Below are 24,496 nucleotides of genomic sequence, written 5' to 3'. Positions count from 1 at the left end.
CCGTTCAGGATGCCGTTGACGACCTGAGTGCCGACATTCGGACCACCGACGCGGTCGCGCATGTCGAGGTAGTCGACGCGGCCGACGAGCTGGAAGCCGCCCCAACCGCCCTTGTCGAACCCGTTGAGGATCTTGGTCCGGTCGACCTTGCCGTTCTTGTAGCCGCGGGTCTCGCCGGTCAGCCAGTAACCGACTTCGCCGTAGGCGCTGAAGAACTTCGGATCGGACGCGAGGCGGGCGCCCGAAGCGACCTCGCCGTTGTCGAGGCTATCACCGGGCTGGATGCCCTGGATCTTGACGTACTGGCCTTCGCCCGCGACGTGCAGCGGGCCGAAGATCCCGAGCGCTTCGACGCCGAGGATGTAGTCCGACTTGCCGGCAACGCCGACGTCGTTGACGAAGCGCTGGTCGGTCGTCTGGACGAACGGGCGTGCCCGGTACTGGATACCGAACGAACTGGTCTTGAAGTGACGGTACTGTCCGGCAACCGCGAAGTGCAGCTGTCCGCCGAGCGCCTGCGGAGCGTACAGCATGCGGGCCGACAGCTCGTAGTCATTGTTGTCGAAGGTCGCGGCGGTGCCGGTACCGCCGTTGATCGAGTTGCCGAACGCGCCGGCGTTAAAGCGCAGATCGCCCGCAACGTAGCCGAAGCCGATGCCGAGGCGTCGACCCTCGCCGAACGCGTCGGTCATCTGCGCGCGCTCTACGAAAGAGGTGAACTTGTTGGACGTCATGTTCTCGAGGGTGTTGAACGGGTAGAAATAGCCGATGGTGACGTTCCATGGCTTGCCCTTGGGCTCGTAGGAGAGGACGAGATCCTCGTAGTCGACGATGCCCTGCGCGAAGTTGAACTGGAACGAGTACTTGAAGTCACCCGGCAGGTCGCCGGCGGCACCGATCAGCAGGCGGCGCGCGCGGTTGTTGAAGCCAAGGTTCGGCGTGTTGATATGATTGCCCGGGTTCGAAACATACCCGGCGTCATACTGAATTTCGCCGGACGGCTTGAACGAGAAGCCCGAGCCCTTCCACTGCGGAGAGCCGCCCCACGTCGGAGCATTCGCGGCAGTCTGCGTCTTGATGCCCTCGAGCTGGGTCTGCAGCGAGTCGACCTGCGCCTTGAGGAACTCCGAATTGGCGGCGGCCTCGTCGCGCGCTGCGATTTCGGCCTCGGTCGGAGCGGCCGGAGCGGCAGCGGTGGTGCTGATCGCGGCAACCTGCGCGGAAAGCTGGTCGATCTTCGCCTGCTGGGCGTTGATCAGGGCGCGCAACTCGGCCTCGTGCGACTTCGGTGCAGCGTGCTTGGCGACAGCCTTGCGGTGATGCTTTGCAGGTGCGGCGGACGCCGGCGCGGCAGCGAAGGCAGCGAGCGCCGTCGCGGCGAGCAGCGTCGCGGTGATCTTGGTCGTCTTCATCGGGTACCCCTGAAATCCATTCTCGTCTGCGCCGCGCCTAGTGGGGGTTTGTGACACATCCATGACAATCTCGTTGCGGTGGCGCTAACGCGTGCAGCGAACTCGCGAGCGTTGCCATTCTGCCACGCCCGGCCATCCGCGCTTTCTCATGAAAAAGCCCCGGTCAGAGATACTGACCGGGGCCTATTCAGTGCAGAAAGCCGCGTTCGGCGGCAGTTTCGTCAGGCGTCGACAGTGCCGGTTGGAGTCTCTTCGACAACCTTGCGGGGCCGGCCACGACGGCGCTTGGGCGGTTCCTCGGTAATAACCGCGACATCATCGGGGATGGCCGCAACCTGGACCGGGGCAGGAGCCCGAGCTGCGGGAGCGAGAGTCGCCGGACCGGGCAGGCCCGAGATCATGGGTTCGTCATCGGCCAGCGCCAGCTCGGGAGCGGGCTCGCGCCGTGTCGGCTCGGCGGCGCGGGGCCGCTCGTCGCGATAGTCCTCGCGCGGCGCGCGGGGAGCGCGCGGCTCGCGACGCGGAACTTCCCGAGCCTCGGGACGCGGCTCGCTGTCGGCGCGGGCATTGCCTTCCGGGCGCGGAGCGCTCTCGAAGCGGGCATTGCCGTTCGGATTGCGCTCGGCACGGGGCTCGCCCCGGTCGCGGCGGGTTTCCCGACCGTCGTCGCGGCGCGAATCCTGGCCGCGGTTGTCCGGCTGGCGGCCTTCCTGCTGCCGCCCCTCCTGCTGGCGATTGTCCTGCTGGCCCCGGTTGTCCTGCTGGCGGTTTTCCCGCTGCTGGCCACGATCATCCTGCTGGCGCCCGTCCTGCTGGCGGTCATCCTGCTGGTCGCGACCCTGTTGGTCGCGGCTCTCGGGCGCACGGCCCTCCTGGATGCGGTTGTCGTACTGGCGCGGTTGGCGCTCCTCGCGCTGGCCGTTGCCGTTATTGCCGTTGTCGTAGCGCTGGTTGCCGGCCTGGTCGTCGCGGTCCTCGGCGGGAGCGGCGTCGGCGGTCGCGGCGGCGTAGCCGGGATTATAGCCGTTGCCGACGTCCTCGCCGTCCTCGTCGGCATCGTAGCCGGGACGCGGCCCGCGCTGATGCTCCGGCTGGCGCTCGCGGATCTCGTTCAGGACGCGAAAATAATGGTCGGCGTACTGGAGATAATATTCGGAGGCGACCCGGTCGCCCTGCTGCGCGGCGTCGCGCGCCAGCGTCTTGTACTTGTCGAGCAGCTGGGTGGCGTTGCCACGCTGGCGGATATCGAGGCGGTTGTTATTGCCATAATTCTGGCCACCGGAGGCGCGCGGCGGCATGCCGCCACCGCCGCCGCCGCCCTGTCCGCCGCCACCGCGCCCGCGACGCCGGCCATTCTGCTGGTTATTGTTGTTTCGTATCAAGTGTCTGTCCCCGTAAGGCGGCGCAGGCGATCCTGCGCTGCTCGCGATGAGGGTGCCGACCCGTGTCGTCCGCGCCGCTGGACATAGTTGCCCATGGTCGCGCCAGTCCGGACGGTTAGCATTTATCCGGAAAGGTCGGTCGAGCGAGGGACTTCGTGGGGTCCACCTCGCCTTGGCACCAGCCCTAGCGGCATTCTTGCCCCGCTCCAAGCTCTATTTGGTGACGACGAGACAACGCGGCAACCCCGCGAGGTCACGTTCGAGTCGAACGCTGAGTCCCTCGGCCTCGAACAGCGCCGCCGCGGTCACGCCCTGCCCGCTGCCGATCTCGATGCACGCGACGCCACCCTCGGCGATCTGTGCGCCCAACAGCGGCGCGAGCACGCGGTAGGCGTCGAGCCCGTCGGCGCCGGCGAACAGCGCCTGTGCCGGCTCCCAGTCCCGGACGTCGGGGGCGAGTTCGGCGCCGCTCTCGACGTAAGGCGGGTTGCACAGGACTATGTCGAACGCCGCCCCGGTCCCCTCCCAGCCGCCGGCAAGAATGCGAGCACGGTCACCGAAGCCGAGACGCGTGGTGTTCGCGGCGGCGACCGCGAGCGCGGCGAGTGACGCGTCGATGCCGACCCCGATCGCGGCGGGCCACTGGCTGAGCGCCGCGAGCAGAAGCGCGCCGGAACCTGTGCCAAGGTCGAGGATGGTAGCGGGGGAGCGGTCGCGGAAATGCCGGATCGCGGCCTCGATCAGCGTCTCGGAGTCGGGGCGCGGGATCAGGACGCCGGGGGCGACGTGGAGGTCGAGGGACCAGAATTCGCGGACACCGGCGATGTAGGCGACGGGCTCGTGTGCGGCGCGGCGGTCGACGAGCGCAGCGAAGGCGGTGGCGTCGATCGCGCGCTCGGGGTCGAGGAGGAGCGAAAGGCGCGGGGTGTCGAGCAGGTGGGCGAGCAGCACCTCGGCATCAAGGCGGTCGATCCGCAGGGCGGCGGCACGAAGCTCACTCCCTACCCTCCCCCCTCGGGGGGGAGGGACCGGCGCACCCTTGTGCGCCAGGGAGAGGGGGTGGGGCTCGATCGACCGCGGCTGGACAGAACTACCCTCTCCCTGGTCGCCAAGTGGCAACCTGTCTCTCCCCCTCAAGGGGGGAGGGGAGTCAGGCATCGAGGTCCGCCAGCCGCGCCGCCTCGTCCTCGGCGATCAGCGCGCTGACCAGTTCCTCGAGCCCCGGCCCCTCCATGATCTCGGGCAGCCGGTGCAGCGTCAGGTTGATGCGGTGGTCGGTGACCCGCCCCTGAGGGTAATTATACGTGCGGATGCGCTCCGAGCGGTCGCCCGACCCGACCATCGACTTGCGGTCGGCGGCGCGCGCGTCGTGAAGCTTGGCGCGCTCCTGCTCGTACAGCCGGGTCCGCAGCACCTTCAGCGCCTTGGCCTTGTTCTTGTGCTGCGATTTCTCGTCCTGCTGGATGACGACCAACCCCGACGGAATATGGGTGATCCGCACCGCCGAATCGGTGGTGTTGACCGACTGGCCGCCCGGCCCCGACGAGCGGAACACGTCGATGCGGAGGTCCTTGGCCTCGTCGATCGTCACGTCGACCTCTTCGGCCTCCGGCAGGACCGCGACGGTCGCGGCTGACGTGTGAATGCGGCCCTGGGTTTCGGTCGCGGGCACGCGCTGGACGCGGTGGACCCCGGCCTCGAACTTGAGGCGCGCGAAGACCTGGGCGCCAGTGATGCTCGCGACGATCTCCTTCAGCCCGCCCATTTCGCCCGCGGTCGCGCTGATCGTCTCGACCCGCCAACCCTGGGTTTCGGCGTAGCGCGAGTACATCCGGAACAGGTCGCCGGCGAACAACGCCGCCTCGTCGCCGCCGGTGCCGGGGCGGATCTCGAGCATCGCCGGCCGGTCGTCGGCGGTGTCGCGCGGCAGCAGCTTGAGCGCCAGCGCGCGCTCGGCGAGCGGGATAGCGTCGGCGACCGCGCCGATCTCGGCCTCCGCCATCTCCTTCATCTCGGGATCGGCGAGCAGCGCGGTCAGGTCGGCATGCTCGTCCCGCAGCTTGCGGACGGTGGCCGCGGCCTCGGCGACGGGCGTGAGTTCGGCATAGTCCTTCGACAGCTGCACGAACTGGTCCGAGGCCAGGTCCGGGTTGCCCATGCGCGACGCGAGGTCGGCGTGGCGCCGCTCGATTTGCGCGATGCGGTCGGGGGAGATGGCGATCATAGTAATTCGGGGCGCAGAACCATGACGTCCCACGGGCCGTCTGGCTCATCGATGCGTGTATTGAAGCGGTCGCTTAGTGCCGAGGCAACGCGGCGAATAGCCTCTTGCGCGCTACCGCTGCCCTTCTGAAAAGTTTTCACCTCCAGCAGTGCTGCAATCTCTGGCGACTTAGTATCCAAGTCCACAAACAGCGCGAAACGAAAGTTCAGTCGTTTGGCGCGCTCAAATCTTTTGTTCATATTTCCGCGAAAAGCCATTTCGCAGCTTATCCCAGCTTTCCTTAGCTCTGTGAGAATTTCCAGCGCCGACGATTCATAATCTGGTCGGATCGGTATCACCTCGAAATCTGTCAGCTCCGCTTTCGACTCAGCCACCAACATAGCCAACCGCTCGATCCCGCCGGCCCAGCCGACCGCAGGCGTCTCAGGCCCACCCATAGTCCCGATCAGCCCGTCATACCGCCCGCCCCCGATCACGGTGCCCTGCGCGCCCAAGTGATCCGTCACGAACTCGAACGCCGTGTGCCGATAATAGTCGAAGCCCCGCACCAGCGACGCCGACCGCACGAAATCCACTCCAGCCGCCTGCAGACCCTTCTGCACCGCCTCGAAGAATGCGCATGCCTCGCTCGTCATGTGTGCGTCGATGCCCGGCGCGGCGTCGACGATCGGCCGGTCGCACTCGGCCTTGGAATCGAGGATGCGCAGCGGGTTCCTGGCCAGCCGGTCGCGGCTCTCGCCCGACAGCGCGCCCTGGTGCGCGGTGAAGTGCGCGACCAGCGCCTCGCGCCACGCCGTCCGCGTCTCGGCATCGCCAAGTGTATTAAGCTGCAGCACGACCTTGTCGCTCAGCCCGAGCTCGCTCAGCACCTGCGCGCCGAGCGCGATGACCTCGACGTCGGCGGCAGGCTCGGCGGCGCCGATGATCTCGGCGTCGAGCTGGTGGAACTGGCGGTAGCGGCCCTTTTGCGGGCGCTCGTAGCGGAAGAGCGGGCCGTGCGCCGCCAGCTTGAGGACGCCGTGCTGCTGCCAGCCGTTGGAGATATAGGCGCGCGCGATGCCGGCGGTGAACTCGGGCCGCAGCGTCAGCGACTCGCCGCCGCGATCCTCGAACGTGTACATTTCCTTCGACACGACGTCGGTGGTTTCGCCCAACGAGCGCGCGAAGACGCTGGTGAATTCGAACACCGGCACGTCGACGCGGCGGAAGCCGTACAGCTTGCGGACGCGGTTGAAGGTCTCGACGACATGATCGAAGCGCGCGATGTCCTCGCCGAAGAGGTCCTGCGTCCCCCGCACCCGTTGTACTTTTTCGGCCATAGCCGCGGCGTGTACGGCGCTAGTGCAGCAGCTTCAACCCGACGATGCAGCCGATCAGCCCGCCGAGCAGCAGCAACCGGGGCACGCTCGCCGGGTCATGGTACGCCAAGATGCCCACCGCGGCCGTTCCCGCCGCACCGATTCCCGCCCACACCGCATAGGCGGTGCCAAGCGGAATCGACCGCGAGGCGTACTCGAGCAGCCCCATGCTCAGCGTCACCGAGACCAGGAAGGCGAGCACCCACGGCCAGTTCCGGAAGCCGTCGACGTAGCGCAGCGAGGTGGTGAACCCGACCTCGAACAGCCCGCCGACGACGAGCGCGAGCCAGGCGGTCACGCTCCCGCCGCGACCTTGGCCAGCGCGTCGCCGGTCAGCCGCATCACCGTCCACTCGTCCATCGGCTTGGCCCCGAGCTTCTTGTAGAACCCGATCGCCGGGGTGTTCCAGTCGAGCACCGCCCACTCGAAGCGCGCACACCCGCGCTCGACCGCGAGCCGTGCGACATGGCTGAGCAGCGCCTTGCCGGTGCCCGAGCCGCGCGCTTTCGGCGCGACGTACAGGTCCTCGAGGTAGATGCCGCGCCACCCGGTCCACGTCGAATAATTGTGGAAGAACAGCGCAAAGCCGACCGGCTTGCCACCGTCGTCGGCGATTACCGCCTCGACCGGCGGCCGTTCGCCGAACAGCGCCTCGTGCAACGACGCCTCGGTGGCGACGACCGAGTTCGGGGACTTCTCGTACTCGGCGAGGTCACGGATGAATTGCAGGATCTGGCCGACGTCGGTGGGGGTGGCGGGGCGGATCGCAAACCCGGGACTCACTCCGCCGCGACCATCATCCCGCCGCTCTCGGCCAGCGCCTTGGCGGCCTCGATCTCGGCGGCCTTCTTCTCGACGAGCATGACGATGTGCTCGACCATCGCGGGCTCGTCGATGTGGTGGCTGGTGACGCCGGACAGGTAGACCATATGCTTGCCGCCGCCGCCGCCGGTAATGCCGATGTCGGTCTCGCGCGCCTCGCCGGGGCCGTTGACGACGCAGCCGAGGACCGACAGCGACAGCGGCGTGACGACGTGGGCGAGCGCGTTCTCCAGCGTTTCCACCGTCTTGACGACGTTGAAGCCCTGCCGCGCGCAGCTCGGGCAACTCACCACCCGCACGCCGCGCGCCCGGATGCCGAGCGACTTCAGGATGTGGTAGCCGACCTTCACTTCCTCGACCGGATCGGCGCTCAACGACACGCGGATAGTGTCGCCGATGCCCGCCCACAGCAGCATGCCGAGGCCGATCGACGACTTGACCGTGCCGCCGATCAGCCCGCCCGCCTCAGTGATGCCGAGGTGGAGTGGGTAGTCGCAGACCTCCGCCAGCCCGTTGTAGGCGGCAACCGCGAGGAACACGTCGGAGGCCTTCACGCTGACCTTGAACTCGTGGAAGTCCTCGTCCTGGAGCATCTTCATGTGCTCCAGCGCGCTTTCGACCAGCGCCTCGGGGCACGGCTCGCCGTACTTCTCGAGCAGATGGCGCTCCAGCGAGCCGGCGTTGACGCCGATCCGCATCGAGCAGCCGTTGGCCTTGGCGGCGCGGACGACCTCGCGGACGCGCTCCTGCGAACCGATGTTGCCCGGGTTGATGCGGAGGCAGGCGACGCCGGCATCGGCGGCTTCGAGGGCGCGCTTGTAGTGGAAATGGATGTCGGCGACGATAGGCACCTTCACGGCGCGGACGATCTGCTTCATCGCCGCGGTTGATTCGACGTCGGGGCACGATACCCGGATGATGTCGACGCCGACCTCCTCGCACTGGCGGATCTGCTCGATCGTCGCCTTGGCGTCCTCGGTCGGGGTGTTGGTCATGGTCTGCACGGCGATCGGCGCGCCGCCGCCGACAGGGACCTTGCCGACCATGATCTGGCGCGAAGTGCGGCGCGTGATATCGCGCCAGGGGCGGACGCTCATTGGACGGCTCCGGTGTGCATGGCTCGCGATATAGACGCGCGGGCCGCCCTCGTCATCCCGCTATCGACCCGCTACATCGCCGCGTTCATGCAACGCCCCTTCACCAAGATGCACGGCCTCGGCAACGACTTCGTCGTGTTCGACGCGCGCGCCGAGCCGCTGAGCCTGACCGCGCAGCAGGTTCGGGGCCTGTGCGACCGTAATACCGGCATCGGCTGCGACCAGTTGTTCGTGCTCGAGCCGTCGACGCGGGGCGACGTCTTCATGCGGATCTGGAACGCCGACGGTGGCGAAGTCTCGGCGTGCGGCAACGGCGCGCGCTGCGTCGCGGCGCTGCTCGGCGGCTCGCCGGTTATCGAGACCGTCGCCGGGCTGCTCAGCGCCGAGGCGGGCGACGCGGCGGCCAGCGTCGACATGGGGCGCCCGGCGTTCGAATGGGACGCGGTGCCGCTCGCCTACGCGATGGACACGCTCGACATGCCGGTCGGCTGGGGCGATCTCGAACGCCCGGGCGCAGTCAGCGTCGGCAATCCGCACGTCGTGTTCTTCGCGCGCGATATCGACGCCGTGCCGCTGGACGTCCTCGGCCCCGAGATCGAGCATGACTCGCTGTTCCCGGAGCGGGTCAACGCGGGCGTAGCGCAGGTCATCGACCGGGGCCACGTCAAGCTGCGCGTCTGGGAGCGCGGCGCGGGCCTGACGCGGGCGTGCGGCACCGGAGCGGTCGCGGCGGCGCTGGTCGGGATGCGGCGCGGGCTGCTCGACCGGAGCGTGACCGTGTCGCTGCCGGGCGGCGATGTCGGCGTCGAGTGGCGCGCCGACGGCCATGCGGTGCTCAGCGGCCCGGCGGTAACGGTGTTCACCGGCACGGTCGATCCGGACGATTTCGCATGAACGTGCTGAGCTTTGGGTGCCGGCTGAATATCGCCGAGTCGGCGATGCTGGCGCGGCTGTCGAGCGATCCCGAGCTGGTGATAGTCAACAGTTGTGCGGTGACGAGCGAGGCGGTGCGCCAGTCGGCGCAGGCGGCGCGGCGGGCCGGGCGGAGCGGCAAGCGGGTGGTGGTTACCGGATGCGCGGCGGAGGTCGAGGCTGGAGCCTTTGCGGGGTTCAGGACGGTCGGGCGGCTCGGCAAGTTCGAGGCGCGGTCGTACCTAGCCCCCCTCCCTGTTCAGGGAGGGGCTGGGGGTGGGTGCGAGCCGCTTGGCGAGCCCTCCGACCGTCCAGCGCAAGCCACCGAAGCCGGCGGCACCCACCCCCGACCCCTCCCTGAAGGAGGGAGGGGAGCAATTCACACCCGCGCCTTCGTCCCCGTCCAGACCGGCTGCGACCACGCCTGCACCTTCTGCATCATCGCCCGCGCCCGCGGCCCGTCGGTGTCGACCCCCCTCGCCGACGTGGTCGACGGCATCGCCCGCCTTGTCGACGCCGGCTGCAACGAGGTCATCCTGACCGGGGTCGACCTGACCAGCTACGCCGCGAACGGCGAGACGCTCGGCACGCTGGTGCAGGCGATCCTGTCGCGCACCGCCCTGCCCCGCCTGCGCCTCAGCTCGATCGACAGCATCGAGGCCGACCCGGCGCTGCTCGACACCGTCGCCTCCGAACCCCGCCTCATGCCGCAGCTGCACCTGTCGCTGCAATCGGGCGACGACCTTATCCTCAAGCGCATGCGCCGGCGCCATGGGCGCGACCATGCGATTCGCTTCTGCGCCGACCTGCGCGCCCGGCGGCCCGGCATCGCCTTCGCCGCCGACCTGATCACCGGCTTCCCGACCGAGACCGAGGCGATGTTCGAGAACACGCTCGCCCTCGTCGACGCCTGCGGCCTGACCGCGCTTCACGTCTTCCCCTACAGCCGGCGCCCCGGCACCCCCGCCGCGCGGATGCCGCAGGTCGCGCCCGGCGTGGCGCGCGAACGTGCCGCACGGCTGCGCGCGCTCGGCGAATCGCGGACCGCCGCCGCCCTTACCGCCGCGGTCGGCCAACCACAGCGCATCCTCGTCGAGCGGTCGGGCACCCGCGGGCGCACCGAAGCCTATCTGCCCGCCCGCGTTCCCCCGGCCCGGCCCGGCAGCATCGTCACCGTCACCGCGACCGCCGTGGTCGACGGTATCCTGGAGTGCGCATGATCGAACCGGCTGGCTGGCTGAGCAAACTGCGTAGCGGTCTGTCGCGCAGCTCCGAGAAGCTCGGGGCCGGCCTCGGCGTACTGGCAACGACGCGCCTCGACGAGGCCGCTCTCGAGCGCATCGAGGAGGCGCTGATCGGGGCCGACCTCGGCGTGGCGGTGGCGTCGCGGGTCGCCGACCGGCTTCGCGCCGAAAAGTTCGACAAGGCGATCGACGACGCGGGCATCCGCGCTGCCGTCGCCGCCGAGATCGAGGCGGCACTCGCCCCGGTCGCAAAACCGCTGGCGGTGACCGCCTTCCCGCGCCCGCAGGTGATCCTGGTCGTCGGCGTCAACGGCAGCGGCAAGACCACCACCATCGCCAAGCTCGCGCACCGCTTTGCCGAGCAGGACTACACGGTGATGCTCGCGGCCGGCGACACCTTCCGCGCGGCCGCAACCGAGCAGCTCAAGATCTGGGGCGAGCGCGCCGGGGTGCCGGTGATCGCCGGGCCCGAGGGCGGCGACGCGGCGGGGCTGGCGTTCAATGCCTTCGAGGCAGCGCGCAAGGCCGGCACCGACGTGCTGATCATCGACACCGCGGGCCGGCTCCAGAACAAGGCCGGACTGATGGACGAACTGGCGAAAATCCGTCGCGTTCTCAAGAAGCTGTCGGTAACCGCCCCGCACGACACCGTCCTCGTCCTCGACGCGACCACCGGCCAGAACGCGCTCAACCAGATCGAGGTTTTCCGCGACATCGCCGGTGTGACAGGCCTCGTGATGACCAAGCTCGACGGCACCGCACGCGGCGGCGTGCTGGTCGCGGCAGCGGAGAAGTTCAAGCTGCCGATCCACGCGGTCGGGGTCGGCGAGGGCATGGGGGACTTGCGGAGTTTCGATGCGGGGGATTTCGCGAAGGCGCTGGCGGGATAGGTTAAGATAGAACCCTCTCCCCAACCCTCCCCCAGAAGTGGGGGAGGGAGCAGCACGAGGCGCCTCTGCTCCCTCCCCCACTTCTGGGGGAGGGTTGGGGAGAGGGTTCTCACTTGCTTTACCTACCCACCTGACCTACTAGCCGCCGGTTCCCCGGTGGGGAGCGAAGCGTCCGAGGGCGCACGCCGGTCAGCGAGTATTCGCCCACCGGCGCTTTACTATTTGGGGCGGCGGCGCAGGCCATCGCCCGACCAACTGGAGTGACGGCACCCTGTTCGACAGCCTATCCGACCGCCTCGGGAGCGTATTCGACAAGCTGCGCGGCCGTGGCGCGCTGACCGAGCTCGACGTGCGCGCTGCCATGCGCGAGGTGCGGATTGCGCTGCTCGAGGCCGATGTCGCCCTGCCCGTCGTCAAGACCGTCATCGACCAGATCACCGAGCGCGCCATCGGCCACGAGGTCATTCGCTCGGTCACGCCGGGCCAGCAGGTCGTCAAGATCGTCCATGACGCGCTCGTCGAGATGCTTGGCGACGAGGCTGTGGACCTCAAGCTCGACGTCACGCCGCCCGCGGTCATCATGCTCGTCGGCCTGCAGGGCTCGGGCAAGACCACGACCACCGCCAAGCTGGCGAAGCGCCTGACCGAGAAGCACGGCAAGAAGGTGCTGATGGCGTCGCTCGACGTCGCGCGCCCGGCGGCTCAGGAACAGCTCCGCATCCTCGGCGAACAGGTCAAGGTCGCGACGCTGCCGATCGTGGCGGGCCAGCAGCCCGTCGATATCGCCAGGCGCGCCCGGCAGGCGGCGAAGCTCCAGGGCTTCGATGTCCTGATGCTCGACACCGCCGGTCGTCTTCACGTCGACGACGCGCTGATGGGTGAGATGCAGGCGGTCGCCCGCGAGGGTACGCCGGACGAAATCCTGCTCGTCGTCGACGCTCTGACCGGTCAGGACGCCGTCAACGTCGCGACCGCGTTCGGCAGCCAGGTCGCGCTGACCGGCGTCGTGCTGACCCGCATGGACGGCGATGCCCGTGGCGGCGCTGCCTTGTCGATGCGCGCCGTCACCGGCAAGCCAATCAAGTTCGCCGGCACCGGCGAGAAGCTCGATGCGCTGGAGGCGTTCGACCCACAGCGCGTCGCCGGGCGCATCCTCGGCATGGGCGACGTCGTTGGCCTGGTCGAGCGCGCCGCGGAGACCTTCGAAGCCGAGGCGGCCGAGAAGATGGCCGCCAAGATGGCCAAGGGTCAGTTCGACCTCGATGACCTGCGCACCCAGCTCGGCCAGATGAAAAAGATGGGCGGCCTCGGCGCGCTCGCGGGCATGATCCCCGGCCTCGCCAAGGCCAAGCAGGCGATGGCGAACGGCGCCGTCGACGACAAGGTCCTCGGCCGCATGGAAGCGGTGATCTGCTCGATGACCCCCAAGGAGCGCGCCAAGCCGGAGATCATCACCGCCAAGCGCCGCATCCGCATCGCCAACGGCGCCGGCACGACAGTGCAGGAGGTCAACAAGGTCCTCAAGATGCACCTCGAGATGGCCGGTGCGATGAAGAAGCTGCGCAAGATGGGCGGCATGAAGGGCATGGCGGCGATGCTCGGCAAGATGGGCGGCGGCGGTGCCGGTGGCCTCGGCGACATGACCAAGCTGCTCGGCGGCGGGAGCGGTGGCATGGGCAACATGCCGGCCGGCTTCAACAAGTTCACGAAACGCTAGAAACTACACGCAACCAATCTACGAAGATCAACCAAGGAACGAACTAATGGCACTGGCAATTCGCCTCGCGCGTGGCGGCATGAAGAAGCGTCCGCACTACCGCATCGTCGTCACGGACTCGCGCCAGCCGCGCGACGGCCGCTTCATCGAGAAGCTCGGCACCTACAACCCGCTGCTGCCCAAGGATTCGGCCGAGCGCGTCAAGCTCGACGGCGAGCGCGCCGCGCACTGGCTGTCGGTCGGCGCCCAGCCGTCGGACCGGGTCGCCCGCTTCCTCGATGCGATGGGCATCCGAACCCGCGCCGCGAAGTCGAACCTGAAGAAGGGCGAGCCCGGCGCCAACGCCAAGGAGCGCACCGAGGTCAAGGCGACCAAGGCCACCGAGCGTGAGGAGGCCGCTGCCGCCCTCGCCGCCGCTCCGGCTCCCGAGCCGGAAGTCGAGGCCGTCGAGCCTGAGGCAGCTCCCGAGGTCGAGACCGCTGCCGTTGAAGAGGCCGCTCCTGCCGCCGCAGAACCCGAGGCCGTCGCCGAAACCGCTGTCGAGGCCGACGCTCCTGCCGGTGAGGCCGTCGAGGCCGAAGCCGCTCCGGAAGCCGTTGAGCCGGCTTCGGACCTCGAAGCCGCGACCGAGACCGACGCCAGCCCCGCCGGTCCGGCGGTCTAAGCGGACCAACGAGGGTGGCCGGAGCCCGCGTCACCCTCGCCGCAATCGCCGGTGCACACGGCATCGGCGGCGAGGTTCGCCTGAAGCTGTTCGCCGAATCGCTGACCAGCCTCGAACGCCACAAGGTGTTCGAGGCTGGTGGCCGCACGCTGACCATGGTCCGCGTCCGCCCCGACAAGCCGGGCATGGCGAGCGGCGTCGCCGTCGCCAAGTTTGCCGAGATCGGCGACCGCACCGCCGCCGAGGGCCTGCGCGGCATCTCCCTGACCGTTGAGCGCACCGAACTGCCGCCACTCGACGATGGCGAATTCTACGTCGACGACCTGATCGGGCTACCCGCGGTCGACCTGGCGGGGGCCCCGCTCGGTACCGTCGTCGCTGTCGAGAACTTCGGCGCGGGCGACATCATCGAGGTCGCGCGGCCCGATGGCAAAACCTTCATGGTCCCGTTCAACCCCGAGGTCGTGCCCGAGGTCGGCGAGGCTGTGGTGATTGACCCAAGTTTCATCGTTTAGTATATACGTGCTGTATATACGGAGGCAGCGATGGCCGCGACGAAGTCGGTGACGACCAAGATATTCAAATCGGGGAACTCGACCGCGGTACGTTTTCCGGCTTCCTTCGGCGCGGTCCCAGGGACCGTTGTCGAGGTTCGTGAGGAGCAGGGCCGGTGGATCGTCGAAGCCCTTTCTGAGAAACCGCGCAAGATCGACGTCGCAAGTTTCTATGGATCATGCCCAGGCATCGGGCACATTACCGATCGAACGTTTGAAGAGCGACCATCGGAACGATTGGAGCGTGAGAGCAATGGCGGTTGAGCCACGCTTCCTGCTCGACTCCAACATTGGTATCTATCTTCTCGACGGTGTTACTCCCTCGGCACAGGCGCGCTTGGCATCGTGCGATCTCGGCGAAGTCGTGACCTCTTCGATCTGCCTCGCGGAGATGCTGGTAAAATCGACGCCCGATCACAAGGCTGGATTGGCAAGGATGCTGGCCGATATTGCCGTCGTCGAGTTTGGTCAGCACGCCGCCGAGATCTATGGTCGCCTGCCGTTTAAGCACCGCAGCTTTGATCGCTTGATCGCCGCCCACGCCTTGTCGCTCGATCTGACTATCGTCACGGCAAACGAACGTGACTTCGTCGACGTACCCGGCCTCCGCGTCGAGAACTGGACCCTTCCGCTTTGACTTGGGCCGCCACCGTCCTGACCCTTTACCCCGAGATGTTCCCCGGTCCGCTCGGCGTCAGCCTCGCGGGCCGGGCGCTGACCGAGGGCGCTTGGAGCCTGCGCGCCGCCAACATCCGCGACTTCGCCACCGACAGGCATCGCTCGGTCGACGACACCCCGGCCGGCGGTGGCCCGGGCATGGTGCTGCGCGCCGATGTCGTCGCGGCGGCGCTCGACGGTGTTGCAGACGGCACCCCGGTGCTGGCGATGACGCCGCGCGGAGCTACACTTACGCAGGCGCGGGTCCGCGAGCTGGCCGCCGGTCCGGGCGTAACAATCCTGTGCGGGCGCTTCGAAGGGTTCGACGAACGATTGTTCGAAGGGCGCACTATCGAGCCGGTCAGCGTCGGCGACTATGTGCTGTCGGGCGGCGAGCCCGCGGCGCTGGTCCTGCTCGATGCTTGCGTGCGCCTGCTGCCCGGTGTAATGGGCGCGCCCTTAAGCGGGGACGACGAGAGCTTCGAAACGGGGCTGCTCGAACATCCGCACTACACCCGGCCCCCCGTTTGGGAAGGCCGGGCGATCCCCGAGGTGTTGCGATCGGGGGATCACGCGAAGATCGCGGCCTGGCGACAGGTGCAATCCGAAGCGGACACACGGCTACGGCGGCCGGACCTGTGGGAGCGCTACTCCAGCGCTCGGGGTCGGTCGCCCTCTGGTGCGCACGCGAAGAAGGACGAATGAGATGAATCTCATCCAGACGATCGAGGCGGAAAACATCGCCAAGTTCATGGAAACCAAGACGATCCCGCAGTTCCGCGCCGGCGATACGCTGCGTGTCGGCGTGCGCGTCGTCGAGGGCGAGCGCACCCGCGTGCAGAACTACGAGGGCGTCTGCATCGCGCGCTCTAACCGCGGCATGGGCAGCAACTTCACGGTCCGCAAGATCAGCTTCGGCGAGGGCGTCGAGCGCGTCTTCCCGCTGTACTCGCCGAACCTCGACAGCATCGAGGTCGTGCGCCGCGGCATCGTGCGTCGCGCCAAGCTGTATTATCTGCGTGGCCGCTCGGGCAAGTCGGCACGTATCGTCGAAAAGCGCGATCCGCGCCCGGCGAAGGTCGTCCAGGCCTAAATTCGCTTCGGGGCTGGCGGAACGACCGCCGGCCCCGACGAATTCCGCAGCATCACACCTGCGATGGTACCCCCCACCGCCGCGCAGCCTGCGGCGGCGTACATGACGATGCTCAGCGCGTGGGCGAAGGCGGCAGAGCCCTCGCCTCCCGATGCGCGCCCGGCCATGACCGCGTCGAGTGTCGCGCCCGCAGTCTTCGCATCGGCCGCCGGTAGCGCACCCGAAAAGGTCATCGCGAACACGACGCCGAGCAGCGCCACCGCGAACAGCCCCGCCACCCGCGCCACCGCGTTGTTGATCCCAGACGCCGTCCCCGCATGCTCGTCGCCGACCGCGCTCATCACGGTCGCGGTCAGCGGAGCGACGGTCATCGTCAGGCCCGCCGCGAGCAGCAGCAGCGCCGGCAGCAGCGCGGTCCAATAAGCACCGCCAAGATCGGTCGCGCCGAGCCATGCCAGCCCACCCGCCGCGACCAGCGGCCCGATTCCGAGCGACAGCCGCGCCCCCCAGCGGTCGGCGAGCGCCCCCGCTAGCGGCGATCCAAACCCCATCACCAGTGCGAACGGCAGCAGCGCCGCGCCAGCTTGCGTGGCCGAATAGCCGCCGATGCGGATCAGCCCGAACGGTAGGAAGTACAGCGCTCCGCCGAGCGCGAAATACAGCATCAGGGTCAGCGCGTTGGTCGCAGCGAAGGCACGGACCTTGAACAACGCGAGTGGCATCATCGCCCGGTCGCCGCGCCGCGCCTCGATCCAGACGAAGAGGCCGAGCAGCACGAGGCCGGCGGCGACGCCGAGCCCGGGTGCCCCGAGCCAGCCCTGCCGCGGCCCGGCGCCGACCGCCCAAGTCAGCACCGCCAACCCCGCCACAACGGTCGCGATGCCGGGCAGGTCGAGCGGGTGGGTCGCCGGGTCACGGCTCTCGTTTGCCGCGCGTGCCAACAGCAGCGCGCCAATCGCGAGCGGCACGTTGATCAGGAAGATCGCGCGCCACGACACCGTATCGACCAGCCAGCCGCCGAACACTGGCCCCGCCGCCATCGTCAGCGCGCCGAACCCGGCCCACAGGCCGATCGCCTTGCCGCGGCTTTCCGGGGGATAGGCCGCCCCCAGCAGCGCAAGGCTGGCCGGCGTCAGCAGCGCCGCGCCGGCTCCCTGCGCCGCTCGGCCGAGGATCAGCCACGGCATCGACGGCGCGAGGCCGCAGGCGACCGAGGCGGCGGTGAACACAGCGACCCCGATCATAAATATGCGCCGCCGCCCGTAGCGATCGGCGAGCGAACCGCCCGCCAGCACGAGACTGCCGAGCAGCAGCAGGTAGGCGTTGACCACCCAGCCGGTCGCGGTCGCGTCGGCGGTCAGCGCCCGGCTGATCGCCGGCAGCGCGACGTTGACCACCGAGCCGTCGATAAACGCCATGCTCGACCCGAGGATCGTCGCGGCCAGCGTGAGCTTCCGGATCCGCTTGTCGGTGCTGCCAGTGCCGCCCGCTGAAGTCGCGATGCCGCGGTCGCATGGCGGATGGGTGCTGCCGATCATCGGCTCCAGTTGTGGCCCGCAGGATCAACATTGTCATCCCGGGCTTGACCCGGGACCCAGCTAACCCCGAAGTCCGAGCACTGGGTTAGCTGGGTCCCGGGTCACGCCCGGGATGACAATGAAGTGATCACCACGAACAGACCGGGCGCGCCTCCCCCAAGCCCGCACGAGTCCGCTAACCCTTCCCCTCGACTCCGCCGTCGCCTAGACGGTCGGCGATGCCGTCCCTCCCCGCTTCCGGCGATTTCCGCCACGGCGTCCACCATTTCCCGGTGCGCGTCTATTTCGAGGACACCGACCTGACCGGCGTGGTCTATCACGCCAACTACCTGCGCTACATGGAGCGTGCTCGCTCCGACATGCTGGCGCTGGCGGGGATCGACCAGCTCGAGGTGATGAGCGGCGGGCGGGGATATTACGCCGTCGCCGACCTGCGTATCGCCTACAAGCGCCCGGCGAAATTGGGCGATGGCCTCGAGGTCCGCAGCCGTGTCCTCCGGGTCCGCGCGGCCGCGGTGTTAAGCCTGCAGCAAGTCTGGCGCGGCGATGAGATGCTCACCGAGGGTCATGTCACCGCGGCGTGGCTCGATCGCAACGGGCGGCCGCAGCGGCAACCCGCCGACCGGGCGGCGCTGTTCGAACAAATGCGCGTCGACGCTGAAACCGCGGATCATAGTTCCGCACCCGCCGATACGGAGACCTGATGCAACCCGTCGCCAAGCTCGCCACCGACCTCAGCCCCTGGGCGCTGTTCCTGCAGGCCGATGTCGTCGTCAAGCTCGTCATGCTCGGGCTGCTGGCGGCCAGTATCTGGTCCTGGGCGATCATCATCGAGCGCTCGCGGCGGCTGCGCGCCATCAACGCGCAGGCGAAATCGTTCGAGGACTGGTTCTGGAAGGCCGAGAGCCTGGACGCGCTGTATGAACCTGCCGCCAAGGCCCACCACCCGTCCGCCAAGATGTTCGTCGCCGGCATGAACGAGTGGCGGCGTAGCGTCGGCCGCACCGGCTCCGGCGGCAAGATCGACCGCGAGGGCGTCCGCGCCCGCCTGACCTCGATCCTCGGCGTCGCCATCGCCCGCGAGATCGAGGAGCTCGGCGACCGGCTCAACGTGCTCGCCACCATTGGAGCGGTCGCTCCCTTTGTCGGCCTGTTCGGCACCGTGTGGGGCATCATGCGCAGCTTCACCGGCATTGCGGCATCGCAGAACACCACGCTCGCGGTCGTCGCGCCGGGCATCGCGGAGGCGCTGTTCGCCACTGCGATCGGGTTGTTCGCGGCGATCCCCGCGGTCATCGGCTACAACCGCCTGCTCCACGGCACCGGGCGGCTCGAGGCACGGCTCAGCTCGTTCGCTGAGGAATTCCACGGGCTGTTGTCGCGCCAGCTCGACGGCATGGAGGAGCGCTAGGTGTCGATGATCTCGCCCGGTCGCCGCGGCCGCCGCATGCCGATGGCCGAGATCAACGTCACCCCGATGGTCGACGTGATGCTGGTGTTGCTGATCATCTTCATGGTGACCGCGCCGCTGCTGGTCACCGGGGTTCCTGTCGACCTGCCCGACAGCAAGGCGAGCGCGCTCAAGTCCGACGAGGCCCCGATCCAGGTCTCGATCAACGCCAAGGGGGAGGTCTTCGTCGACGAGATGAAGATCGCCCCCGACCAGCTTTCGGCCAAGCTCGCGGCGATCAAGGGCGTCCGCACCGACGAGGCGCGGGTCTATGTCCGCGCCGACCAGGGCCTCGGCTACGGCAAGGTCATGGCCGTCGTCGGCGAGGTCTCGGCGTCGGGCTTCAAGAAGGTCGCGCTGGTCAGCCAGCCGGCCAAGCGCCGCCCGTGACCCTACGGTGAAGGCCCGATGACCGAACGTCAGGCGCTGATCGGCGCCGGTGTCGCGCACATCCTGCTGTTCGCGGCGCTGTCGCTCGGCTGGTCGATGATGAAGCAGCCGGCACAGATTGAGGAAGCGATCCCGGTCGAGCTCGTCGACGTCGCTCCCGAGACGCACGTCACGGAGAAGCCGCAGCCGTCCAAGGCGGCCGCGCCGCAGGAGACCGCCGCGCCCGCTCCACAGCCCGACATTCCCGAACCGAAGCCGACCCCGCCCGTCCCGGTCCCCGAGGCCGTGCCGCCGCCCGAGCCCAAGCCCGTCGAGAAGCCGACCCCGCCGAAGCCGGTCGAGAAACCCAAGCCGGTCGAAAAGCCGAAGCCGGAAAAGCCCAAGCCGGTGAAGGCCGAGCCCAAGCCCGAGCGGCTCGACACCGCCGAGCTCAGCAACCTTATCGACAAGGCGCTGCCCAAGGCACCGAAGAAAGTCCGCGACCCCAGCGCCTTCGCCAAGTCGATCGCGCTGTCGATCCCGAAGTCGGCCAAGCTCGACGCTCGCGCCACCGCCAGCCTGGCGGCCGCCATCCGCGCCCAGATCGCGCCGTGCTGGAACCCGCCGATCGGCGGCAGCGGCGTCGGCAAGATGACCGTCGTGCTCGGCATCCAGCTGGCGCAGGACGGCAGCGTCGTCGGGCGCCCGACCGTGCTCGGCCAGACCGGCGCGACCAGCGGCAACGCCGGCTATGCCAAGGCCTTCGCCGACACTGCCGTCCGCGCCGTGCTCCGTTGCGCGCCCCTCAAGCTGCCCGCCGACATGTTCGACGCGTGGAAATCGTTCGAGCTGAATTTCGACCCGAGCGAGATGACGTGAGGTCGCCGCCGCCACTTCCCCGTCATTCCCGCGAAAGCGGGGACCCATCACCCCAGCATCTGGTGGTGATCGGGTCCCCGCCTTCGCGGGGATGACGAAAGCAAGTAAGGGTTCACCATGCGCTTGATTTGTCCCTCTCTCCTTGTCCTCCTCCTCGCCGCCGCGCCCGCGGCGGCCGTGATCCGGGTCGACATCAACACCGGCCTTGCCCAGCCGCTGCCGATAGCGGTGCCCGGCTTCGCGACGCCCGACGCCGCCTCGACGGTTGCCGGCACCACCGCGGCGCTCGGCGGACAGGTCGCGCAGGTCATCGCCGCCGACCTCGGCAGTTCGGGGCTGTTCCGCCCGCTCGACCCCGCCGCCTACACGACGACGGTGACCATGCCCGACACCACCGCACCCCAGTACGCGGCCTGGCGGACGATCGCGGCGCAGGCGCTGATCACCGGCAGCGTCACTGCGAACGCGGATGGCGGCATCACGCTGGCCTGCTACGCCTATGACGTGTTCGCGGGCACCGAGCTGGCGCGCCAGGGCTTCGTCACGCCCGCGGCCAACTGGCGCCGCGCCGCACACAAGTGCGCCGACCTCGTCTATTCCCGGCTGACCGGCGAGGGCGGCTATTTCGACAGCCGCATCGTGTATGTCTCGGAGACCGGTCCCAAGACCAAGCGCATCAAGCGACTCGCGGTAATGGACCAGGACGGTGCTGGCCACCGCTTCCTGACCAACGGCCAGAGCCTCGTGCTGACGCCGCGCTTCGCGCCGAACCAGCAGACGATCACCTACATGAGCTTCGCCAACAACCGCCCGCGGGTCTGGGTCTACACGATCGGCACCGGCAAGCAGGAGGCGGTCGGCGACTTCCCCAACATGAGCTTCGCCCCGCGCTTCTCGCCCGATGGGTCGAACCTGGTGTTCTCGATGGCGATTGGCGGCAACACCGACGTCTATCGGATGGACCTTGGCAGCCGCAAGCTGACCCGCCTGACTACCGGACCCGGCATCGACACCGCACCGAGCTATTCCCCCGACGGCAGCAAGATCGTCTTCGAGAGCGACCGCGGCGGCACGCAGCAGGTCTATGTGATGAACGCCGACGGCTCCGGCCAGCAGCGCATCTCGTTCGGCGAGGGCCGGTACGCGACCCCGGTGTGGAGCCCGCGCGGCGACCTTGTGGCGTTCACCAAGCTCGGCGGCGGCCAGTTCCGGATTGGCGTCATGCGCCCCGACGGCGGTGGCGAGCGCCTGCTCACCAATTCGTACCAGGACGAAGGCCCGACATGGTCCCCCAATGGTCGCGTCGTGCTGTTCTTCCGGACCCTCGCGGGGCGCGCCGGCACGGTTGACTTGTATTCGGTCGACCTGTCGGGGCAGAACGAGCGGAAGATCAGGACTCCCCTCGATGGGTCCGATCCGGCATGGTCGCCGTTATTGCCGTAACAAGTATCGTCGTTCCACGCAGCAGAAGGCTTCCGATCATGCGCAATCCCATCCTCCACATCGGTCTCGCCGCCGCGCTGATCGCCACGGCAGCCTGCACGGGCAAGAAAAAGAAGGACCTGCCGCCGCTGCCACCGCAGTCGACCGCGCCGGCCGACACCAGCGGCGCCGGCACCGGCACCCAGGGCGCGACCGATACCGGCGTCGCCAACTCCAACCTGCCCGGCAGCCTGTCGGACTTCGTCGCCCAGTCGGGCAGCGACCGGGTGCTGTTCGGCTATGACAGCTACGAGCTCGACGACGCGGCCCGCGGCGTCCTCGGCAAGCAGGCCGAGTGGCTGGCGCGCTACGGCCAGGTCAAGATCACCATCGAGGGCCACACCGACGAGCGTGGCACCCGCGAGTACAACCTGGCGCTCGGCGACCGCCGCGCCAACGCCGCCAAGAACTTCCTGGCCGCTCAGGGCGTCGCCGCCAGCCGCATCGCGACGATCAGCTACGGCAAGGAGCGCCCAGAAGCCGAAGGTTCGGACGAGGCGGCCTACGCCAAGAACCGCCGCGCGGTGACGGTGCTGCTCAGCGGCGCGACGCGGTAGCAACGCGGGGCCTGACCCCGACCTTCCCTGAACCACGAACAACACGGCCTTCAGCCCCCGGTAACCACCGGGGGCTCATTCTGCGTGGATGACGCTCCGACTCGATTCACCGCATTTCGTTGCATCATCGTTAGGACGTCGGGCGTACAATGCACTATGGAGCGGGTGAGCTCTGATGCTCGGCAAGGACCTCGGGGGGTTCGTGAAACATAGCGAGACACGGCGCTGGTCGCCGGCAGCCGCGCATACTTGGCACAAGGCTTTGCCCTGGCTGGTCGGCTGCAATTTCACACCATCAACGGCCGTCAACCAGCTCGAGATGTGGCAGGCCGAGAGCTTCGACCTCGCGCTGATCGACACCGAACTGGGGCTGGCGGCTGGCCTCGGCATGAATGCGGTTCGGGTCTATCTCCACGATCTGTTGTGGTGGGCCGACCCCATTGGTCTCCAGGCGCGCGTCGATGCCTTCCTCGAAGTCGCGGACCGGCACGGCATCCGCACGATGCTGGTGCTGTTCGATTCGTGCTGGGGCCCGAACCCCGAGCTCGGCACGCAGGCCGTGCCGACGCCGGGCGTCCACAACTCCGGCTGGGTGCAGTCGCCCGGCATGGCGGTGCTCGGCGACGATCGTCATCACGCCCGCCTGCAGGACTACGTCACCGGCATCGTGAAGCGCTTCGCCGACGACCCGCGCGTGCTGGCGTGGGACATCTGGAACGAGCCTGACAACGGCCCCGAGGTCGCGCTGTGCGATCCGCTCCAGCTCAAGGCCAAGGCGGACCTCGTCGTGCCGCTGCTGGTCGCCGCGTTCGGCTGGGCGCGCGACGCGCACCCGACGCAGCCCCTGACCAGCGGCATCTGGCTCGGCGACTGGTCGGTCCCCGACCTGCTCAGCCCGATCCAGCAGGCGCAGACCGGCTACTCCGACGTGATCTCGTTCCACAATTACGGCACCGCGAAGAACTTCCGCCAGCGTCTCAAGTGGCTGAAGGCGATGGGCCGCCCGCTATTGTGCACCGAATTCATGGCGAGGCCCGTCGGCAGCACCTTCGAGGCGATCCTGCCGCTCGCGAAGAAGGCCAAGGTCGGCGCGTTCTGCTGGGGCCTCGTCCAGGGCAAGACCCAGACGCATTTGCCGTGGGACAGCTGGGCCGATCCCCGTCTCGTGGACCGCGGCGAGCCGTGGTTCCACGACATCTTCGACAAGGCCGGCGTGCCGCACGACGCGACCGAGGTCGAGTTTATCCGCAAGCTGACCGAGCTGGAGCCGCTCAAGGGCTGAGGAAGGCATCGCGCTGGTCGACAGCGGGGTGCGATGATATCGGCTGGTCCGGCGCGGTTTCGACCGTCGCCGGGCCAGCAGCGAGACCTCCTTGAACTTCTTCAGGCCGATATTGGCCGGCGCGACCCTGCCGGATCGACTGATCGCGTGCCTCGGCGCGGCGATCGCCATCGCCCTGACCGTCGTCATTTGCGCCGCGCTGCCGCTCACGGCTGCCGACTTGCCGGTCATCGTCGCGCCGCTCGGGGCGTCGGCGGTGCTGGTCTTCGCGGTGCCGTCGAGCCCGCTGGCGCAACCCTGGTCGGTCATCGGCGGCAACGTCCTGTCGACTCTGGTCGGGGTCACCGCATTCCAGTTGATCCCCGACTTGGCGCTGGCCGCAGGCATCGCGGTCGGCGGGGCGATACTGGTCATGTCGCTGCTGCGCTGCCTGCACCCCCCCGGCGGTGCCGCCGCGCTGACCGCCGTGATCGGCAGCCAGGGCATCCACGCGGCAGGCTTCGGCTTCGCCTTCGCCCCGGTCGGCATCAACTCCGTCGCGCTCGTCGGGCTCGCGATGCTTTTCCACCGGCTCAGGGCCCACAGCTACCCCCACAAGATCACAGTTTCCGAAGCCTCGCCGCAGGTGGCGGCGTTCCAGCATGCCGACATCGACGCGGCCCTCGCGGACATGCACGAGAGCTTCGACATCAGCCGCGAGGACCTCGATGCGCTGCTCGATCACGCCGAGCGGCACGCGGCGGCGAGGTCGAACGGGACCGTGGCTGCGGGTAATCAGCCTGCTCAACGGGGCTCCAATCCCCGCTGATCCGCAGGATCGCACTGTCGCGCATGGCCGCCATGACACCTCGCGCCCTAGCCCCCACCCCACCCCTTTGCTAGGACGCACCCGCAGCAAGAATCGGGACGCCCC

At 68.5% G+C, this 24,496-nt stretch carries 27 protein-coding genes (1 of these 27 running past the window's edge); 18 read left to right on the top strand and 9 right to left on the bottom strand.

Annotation, left to right across the window (positions count from 1 at the left end; all coding sequences use genetic code 11):
• The 8 genes from KX816_04395 to ispG form a co-directional block, all read right to left on the bottom strand.
• Positions 1-1,412, bottom strand: partial view of a hypothetical protein gene (locus KX816_04395; GenBank protein ID QXQ07285.1) — the 5' portion only. 196 nt of this gene lie to the left of the window's left edge; 1,412 of the gene's 1,608 nt are visible here — the first part of the coding sequence; the start codon lies at positions 1,410-1,412; the stop codon falls past the left edge of the window.
• Between the two features lie 221 nt (positions 1,413-1,633).
• The gene (locus KX816_04390; protein ID QXQ07284.1) at positions 1,634-2,794 is read right to left on the bottom strand and encodes a DUF4167 domain-containing protein; all 1,161 of its coding nucleotides are present in this window, start codon (positions 2,792-2,794) and stop codon (positions 1,634-1,636) included.
• Between the two features lie 213 nt (positions 2,795-3,007).
• On the bottom strand, positions 3,008-3,952 hold the full coding sequence (prmC, locus tag KX816_04385) for a peptide chain release factor N(5)-glutamine methyltransferase (GenBank protein ID QXQ07283.1): 945 nt from the start codon (positions 3,950-3,952) through the stop codon (positions 3,008-3,010).
• On the bottom strand, positions 3,945-5,018 hold the full coding sequence (gene prfA / locus KX816_04380; protein QXQ07282.1) for a peptide chain release factor 1: 1,074 nt from the start codon (positions 5,016-5,018) through the stop codon (positions 3,945-3,947). Before prfA ends, prmC begins: the two co-directional genes overlap by 8 nt.
• Complete coding sequence (gene hisS, locus KX816_04375) at positions 5,015-6,337, bottom strand: histidine--tRNA ligase (protein ID QXQ07281.1); 1,323 nt, start codon at positions 6,335-6,337, stop codon at positions 5,015-5,017. Before hisS ends, prfA begins: the two co-directional genes overlap by 4 nt.
• A gap of 19 nt (positions 6,338-6,356) precedes the next feature.
• Complete coding sequence (locus KX816_04370) at positions 6,357-6,674, bottom strand: QacE family quaternary ammonium compound efflux SMR transporter (protein ID QXQ07280.1); 318 nt, start codon at positions 6,672-6,674, stop codon at positions 6,357-6,359.
• Positions 6,671-7,159 carry a GNAT family N-acetyltransferase gene (locus KX816_04365; protein QXQ07279.1) on the bottom strand — a complete coding sequence of 163 codons (489 nt, stop codon included), beginning with the start codon at positions 7,157-7,159 and terminating at the stop codon, positions 6,671-6,673. Before KX816_04365 ends, KX816_04370 begins: the two co-directional genes overlap by 4 nt.
• The gene (gene ispG / locus KX816_04360) at positions 7,156-8,295 is read right to left on the bottom strand and encodes a flavodoxin-dependent (E)-4-hydroxy-3-methylbut-2-enyl-diphosphate synthase (GenBank protein QXQ07278.1); all 1,140 of its coding nucleotides are present in this window, start codon (positions 8,293-8,295) and stop codon (positions 7,156-7,158) included. Before ispG ends, KX816_04365 begins: the two co-directional genes overlap by 4 nt.
• Positions 8,296-8,382: 87 nt before the next feature.
• Between ispG and dapF the strand changes: the two genes are divergently transcribed.
• The 10 genes from dapF to rplS all read left to right on the top strand — a co-directional run bounded on the left by dapF (position 8,383) and on the right by rplS (position 16,026).
• Positions 8,383-9,189: a diaminopimelate epimerase gene (gene dapF / locus KX816_04355; protein QXQ08400.1), complete on the top strand. Its 807-nt coding sequence runs from the start codon at positions 8,383-8,385 to the stop codon at positions 9,187-9,189.
• Positions 9,186-10,427, top strand: a complete 1,242-nt coding sequence (locus tag KX816_04350) for a radical SAM protein (GenBank protein ID QXQ07277.1) — start codon at positions 9,186-9,188, stop codon at positions 10,425-10,427. The genes dapF and KX816_04350 overlap by 4 nt, the downstream gene beginning before the upstream one ends.
• A complete protein-coding gene (ftsY, locus tag KX816_04345; GenBank protein QXQ07276.1) occupies positions 10,424-11,341 on the top strand; it encodes a signal recognition particle-docking protein FtsY in 918 nt (305 codons plus the stop codon). The genes KX816_04350 and ftsY overlap by 4 nt, the downstream gene beginning before the upstream one ends.
• 271 nt (positions 11,342-11,612) lie before the next feature.
• A complete protein-coding gene (gene ffh, locus KX816_04340; GenBank protein QXQ08399.1) occupies positions 11,613-13,058 on the top strand; it encodes a signal recognition particle protein in 1,446 nt (481 codons plus the stop codon).
• 46 nt (positions 13,059-13,104) lie between these two features.
• A complete protein-coding gene (gene rpsP, locus KX816_04335) occupies positions 13,105-13,722 on the top strand; it encodes a 30S ribosomal protein S16 (protein ID QXQ07275.1) in 618 nt (205 codons plus the stop codon).
• A gap of 14 nt (positions 13,723-13,736) precedes the next feature.
• Complete coding sequence (gene rimM, locus KX816_04330; protein ID QXQ07274.1) at positions 13,737-14,237, top strand: ribosome maturation factor RimM; 501 nt, start codon at positions 13,737-13,739, stop codon at positions 14,235-14,237.
• A gap of 30 nt (positions 14,238-14,267) precedes the next feature.
• Complete coding sequence (locus KX816_04325; protein ID QXQ07273.1) at positions 14,268-14,540, top strand: AbrB/MazE/SpoVT family DNA-binding domain-containing protein; 273 nt, start codon at positions 14,268-14,270, stop codon at positions 14,538-14,540.
• Positions 14,530-14,913 (top strand): type II toxin-antitoxin system VapC family toxin, encoded by a 384-nt coding sequence (locus KX816_04320; protein QXQ07272.1) that lies wholly within the window; start codon positions 14,530-14,532, stop codon positions 14,911-14,913. The genes KX816_04325 and KX816_04320 overlap by 11 nt, the downstream gene beginning before the upstream one ends.
• The gene (gene trmD / locus KX816_04315; GenBank protein QXQ07271.1) at positions 14,910-15,638 is read left to right on the top strand and encodes a tRNA (guanosine(37)-N1)-methyltransferase TrmD; all 729 of its coding nucleotides are present in this window, start codon (positions 14,910-14,912) and stop codon (positions 15,636-15,638) included. Before KX816_04320 ends, trmD begins: the two co-directional genes overlap by 4 nt.
• A gap of 1 nt (position 15,639) precedes the next feature.
• A complete protein-coding gene (rplS, locus tag KX816_04310; GenBank protein QXQ07270.1) occupies positions 15,640-16,026 on the top strand; it encodes a 50S ribosomal protein L19 in 387 nt (128 codons plus the stop codon).
• Here the strand turns inward: rplS and KX816_04305 are convergent.
• Complete coding sequence (locus KX816_04305; protein QXQ07269.1) at positions 16,023-17,564, bottom strand: DHA2 family efflux MFS transporter permease subunit; 1,542 nt, start codon at positions 17,562-17,564, stop codon at positions 16,023-16,025. The genes rplS and KX816_04305 overlap by 4 nt on opposite strands.
• Positions 17,565-17,782: 218 nt before the next feature.
• Between KX816_04305 and KX816_04300 the strand changes: the two genes are divergently transcribed.
• From KX816_04300 to KX816_04265, 8 genes are all read left to right on the top strand, one after another.
• Complete coding sequence (locus KX816_04300) at positions 17,783-18,268, top strand: YbgC/FadM family acyl-CoA thioesterase (protein ID QXQ07268.1); 486 nt, start codon at positions 17,783-17,785, stop codon at positions 18,266-18,268.
• Positions 18,268-18,975: a protein TolQ gene (gene tolQ, locus KX816_04295; protein ID QXQ07267.1), complete on the top strand. Its 708-nt coding sequence runs from the start codon at positions 18,268-18,270 to the stop codon at positions 18,973-18,975. The genes KX816_04300 and tolQ overlap by 1 nt, the downstream gene beginning before the upstream one ends.
• A gap of 42 nt (positions 18,976-19,017) precedes the next feature.
• Complete coding sequence (gene tolR, locus KX816_04290; protein QXQ08398.1) at positions 19,018-19,404, top strand: protein TolR; 387 nt, start codon at positions 19,018-19,020, stop codon at positions 19,402-19,404.
• Between the two features lie 18 nt (positions 19,405-19,422).
• The gene (locus KX816_04285) at positions 19,423-20,262 is read left to right on the top strand and encodes a TonB C-terminal domain-containing protein (GenBank protein ID QXQ07266.1); all 840 of its coding nucleotides are present in this window, start codon (positions 19,423-19,425) and stop codon (positions 20,260-20,262) included.
• 117 nt (positions 20,263-20,379) lie between these two features.
• Positions 20,380-21,705, top strand: coding sequence for a Tol-Pal system beta propeller repeat protein TolB (gene tolB, locus KX816_04280; GenBank protein ID QXQ07265.1), 1,326 nt, complete (start codon positions 20,380-20,382; stop codon positions 21,703-21,705).
• 38 nt (positions 21,706-21,743) lie between these two features.
• A complete protein-coding gene (gene pal / locus KX816_04275; GenBank protein ID QXQ07264.1) occupies positions 21,744-22,301 on the top strand; it encodes a peptidoglycan-associated lipoprotein Pal in 558 nt (185 codons plus the stop codon).
• A 175-nt stretch (positions 22,302-22,476) separates the two neighbouring features.
• The gene (locus tag KX816_04270) at positions 22,477-23,583 is read left to right on the top strand and encodes a glycoside hydrolase family 5 protein (protein ID QXQ07263.1); all 1,107 of its coding nucleotides are present in this window, start codon (positions 22,477-22,479) and stop codon (positions 23,581-23,583) included.
• Positions 23,584-23,674: 91 nt separating this feature from the next.
• Positions 23,675-24,391, top strand: a complete 717-nt coding sequence (locus KX816_04265) for an HPP family protein (protein ID QXQ07262.1) — start codon at positions 23,675-23,677, stop codon at positions 24,389-24,391.
• Positions 24,392-24,496: the final 105 nt, after the last annotated feature.

This window comes from Sphingosinicellaceae bacterium (assembly GCA_019285715.1).
Taxonomy (GTDB): Bacteria; Pseudomonadota; Alphaproteobacteria; order Sphingomonadales; family Sphingomonadaceae; genus Glacieibacterium.
This window is presented reverse-complemented; position numbering and strand designations above follow the sequence as displayed.

Coding starts and splice junctions, on each gene's coding strand:
- prmC (QXQ07283.1), bottom strand. CDS start 3,952: ATGCCTGACTCCCCTCCCCCCTTGAGGGGGAGAGACAGGTTGCCACTT.
- prfA (QXQ07282.1), bottom strand. CDS start 5,018: ATGATCGCCATCTCCCCCGACCGCATCGCGCAAATCGAGCGGCGCCAC.
- hisS (QXQ07281.1), bottom strand. CDS start 6,337: ATGGCCGAAAAAGTACAACGGGTGCGGGGGACGCAGGACCTCTTCGGC.
- ispG (QXQ07278.1), bottom strand. CDS start 8,295: ATGAGCGTCCGCCCCTGGCGCGATATCACGCGCCGCACTTCGCGCCAG.
- dapF (QXQ08400.1), top strand. CDS start 8,383: ATGCAACGCCCCTTCACCAAGATGCACGGCCTCGGCAACGACTTCGTC.
- KX816_04350 (QXQ07277.1), top strand. CDS start 9,186: ATGAACGTGCTGAGCTTTGGGTGCCGGCTGAATATCGCCGAGTCGGCG.
- ftsY (QXQ07276.1), top strand. CDS start 10,424: ATGATCGAACCGGCTGGCTGGCTGAGCAAACTGCGTAGCGGTCTGTCG.
- rpsP (QXQ07275.1), top strand. CDS start 13,105: ATGGCACTGGCAATTCGCCTCGCGCGTGGCGGCATGAAGAAGCGTCCG.
- KX816_04325 (QXQ07273.1), top strand. CDS start 14,268: ATGGCCGCGACGAAGTCGGTGACGACCAAGATATTCAAATCGGGGAAC.
- KX816_04320 (QXQ07272.1), top strand. CDS start 14,530: ATGGCGGTTGAGCCACGCTTCCTGCTCGACTCCAACATTGGTATCTAT.
- rplS (QXQ07270.1), top strand. CDS start 15,640: ATGAATCTCATCCAGACGATCGAGGCGGAAAACATCGCCAAGTTCATG.
- KX816_04305 (QXQ07269.1), bottom strand. CDS start 17,564: ATGATCGGCAGCACCCATCCGCCATGCGACCGCGGCATCGCGACTTCA.
- KX816_04300 (QXQ07268.1), top strand. CDS start 17,783: ATGCCGTCCCTCCCCGCTTCCGGCGATTTCCGCCACGGCGTCCACCAT.
- tolQ (QXQ07267.1), top strand. CDS start 18,268: ATGCAACCCGTCGCCAAGCTCGCCACCGACCTCAGCCCCTGGGCGCTG.
- tolR (QXQ08398.1), top strand. CDS start 19,018: ATGGCCGAGATCAACGTCACCCCGATGGTCGACGTGATGCTGGTGTTG.
- KX816_04285 (QXQ07266.1), top strand. CDS start 19,423: ATGACCGAACGTCAGGCGCTGATCGGCGCCGGTGTCGCGCACATCCTG.
- tolB (QXQ07265.1), top strand. CDS start 20,380: ATGCGCTTGATTTGTCCCTCTCTCCTTGTCCTCCTCCTCGCCGCCGCG.
- pal (QXQ07264.1), top strand. CDS start 21,744: ATGCGCAATCCCATCCTCCACATCGGTCTCGCCGCCGCGCTGATCGCC.
- KX816_04270 (QXQ07263.1), top strand. CDS start 22,477: ATGCTCGGCAAGGACCTCGGGGGGTTCGTGAAACATAGCGAGACACGG.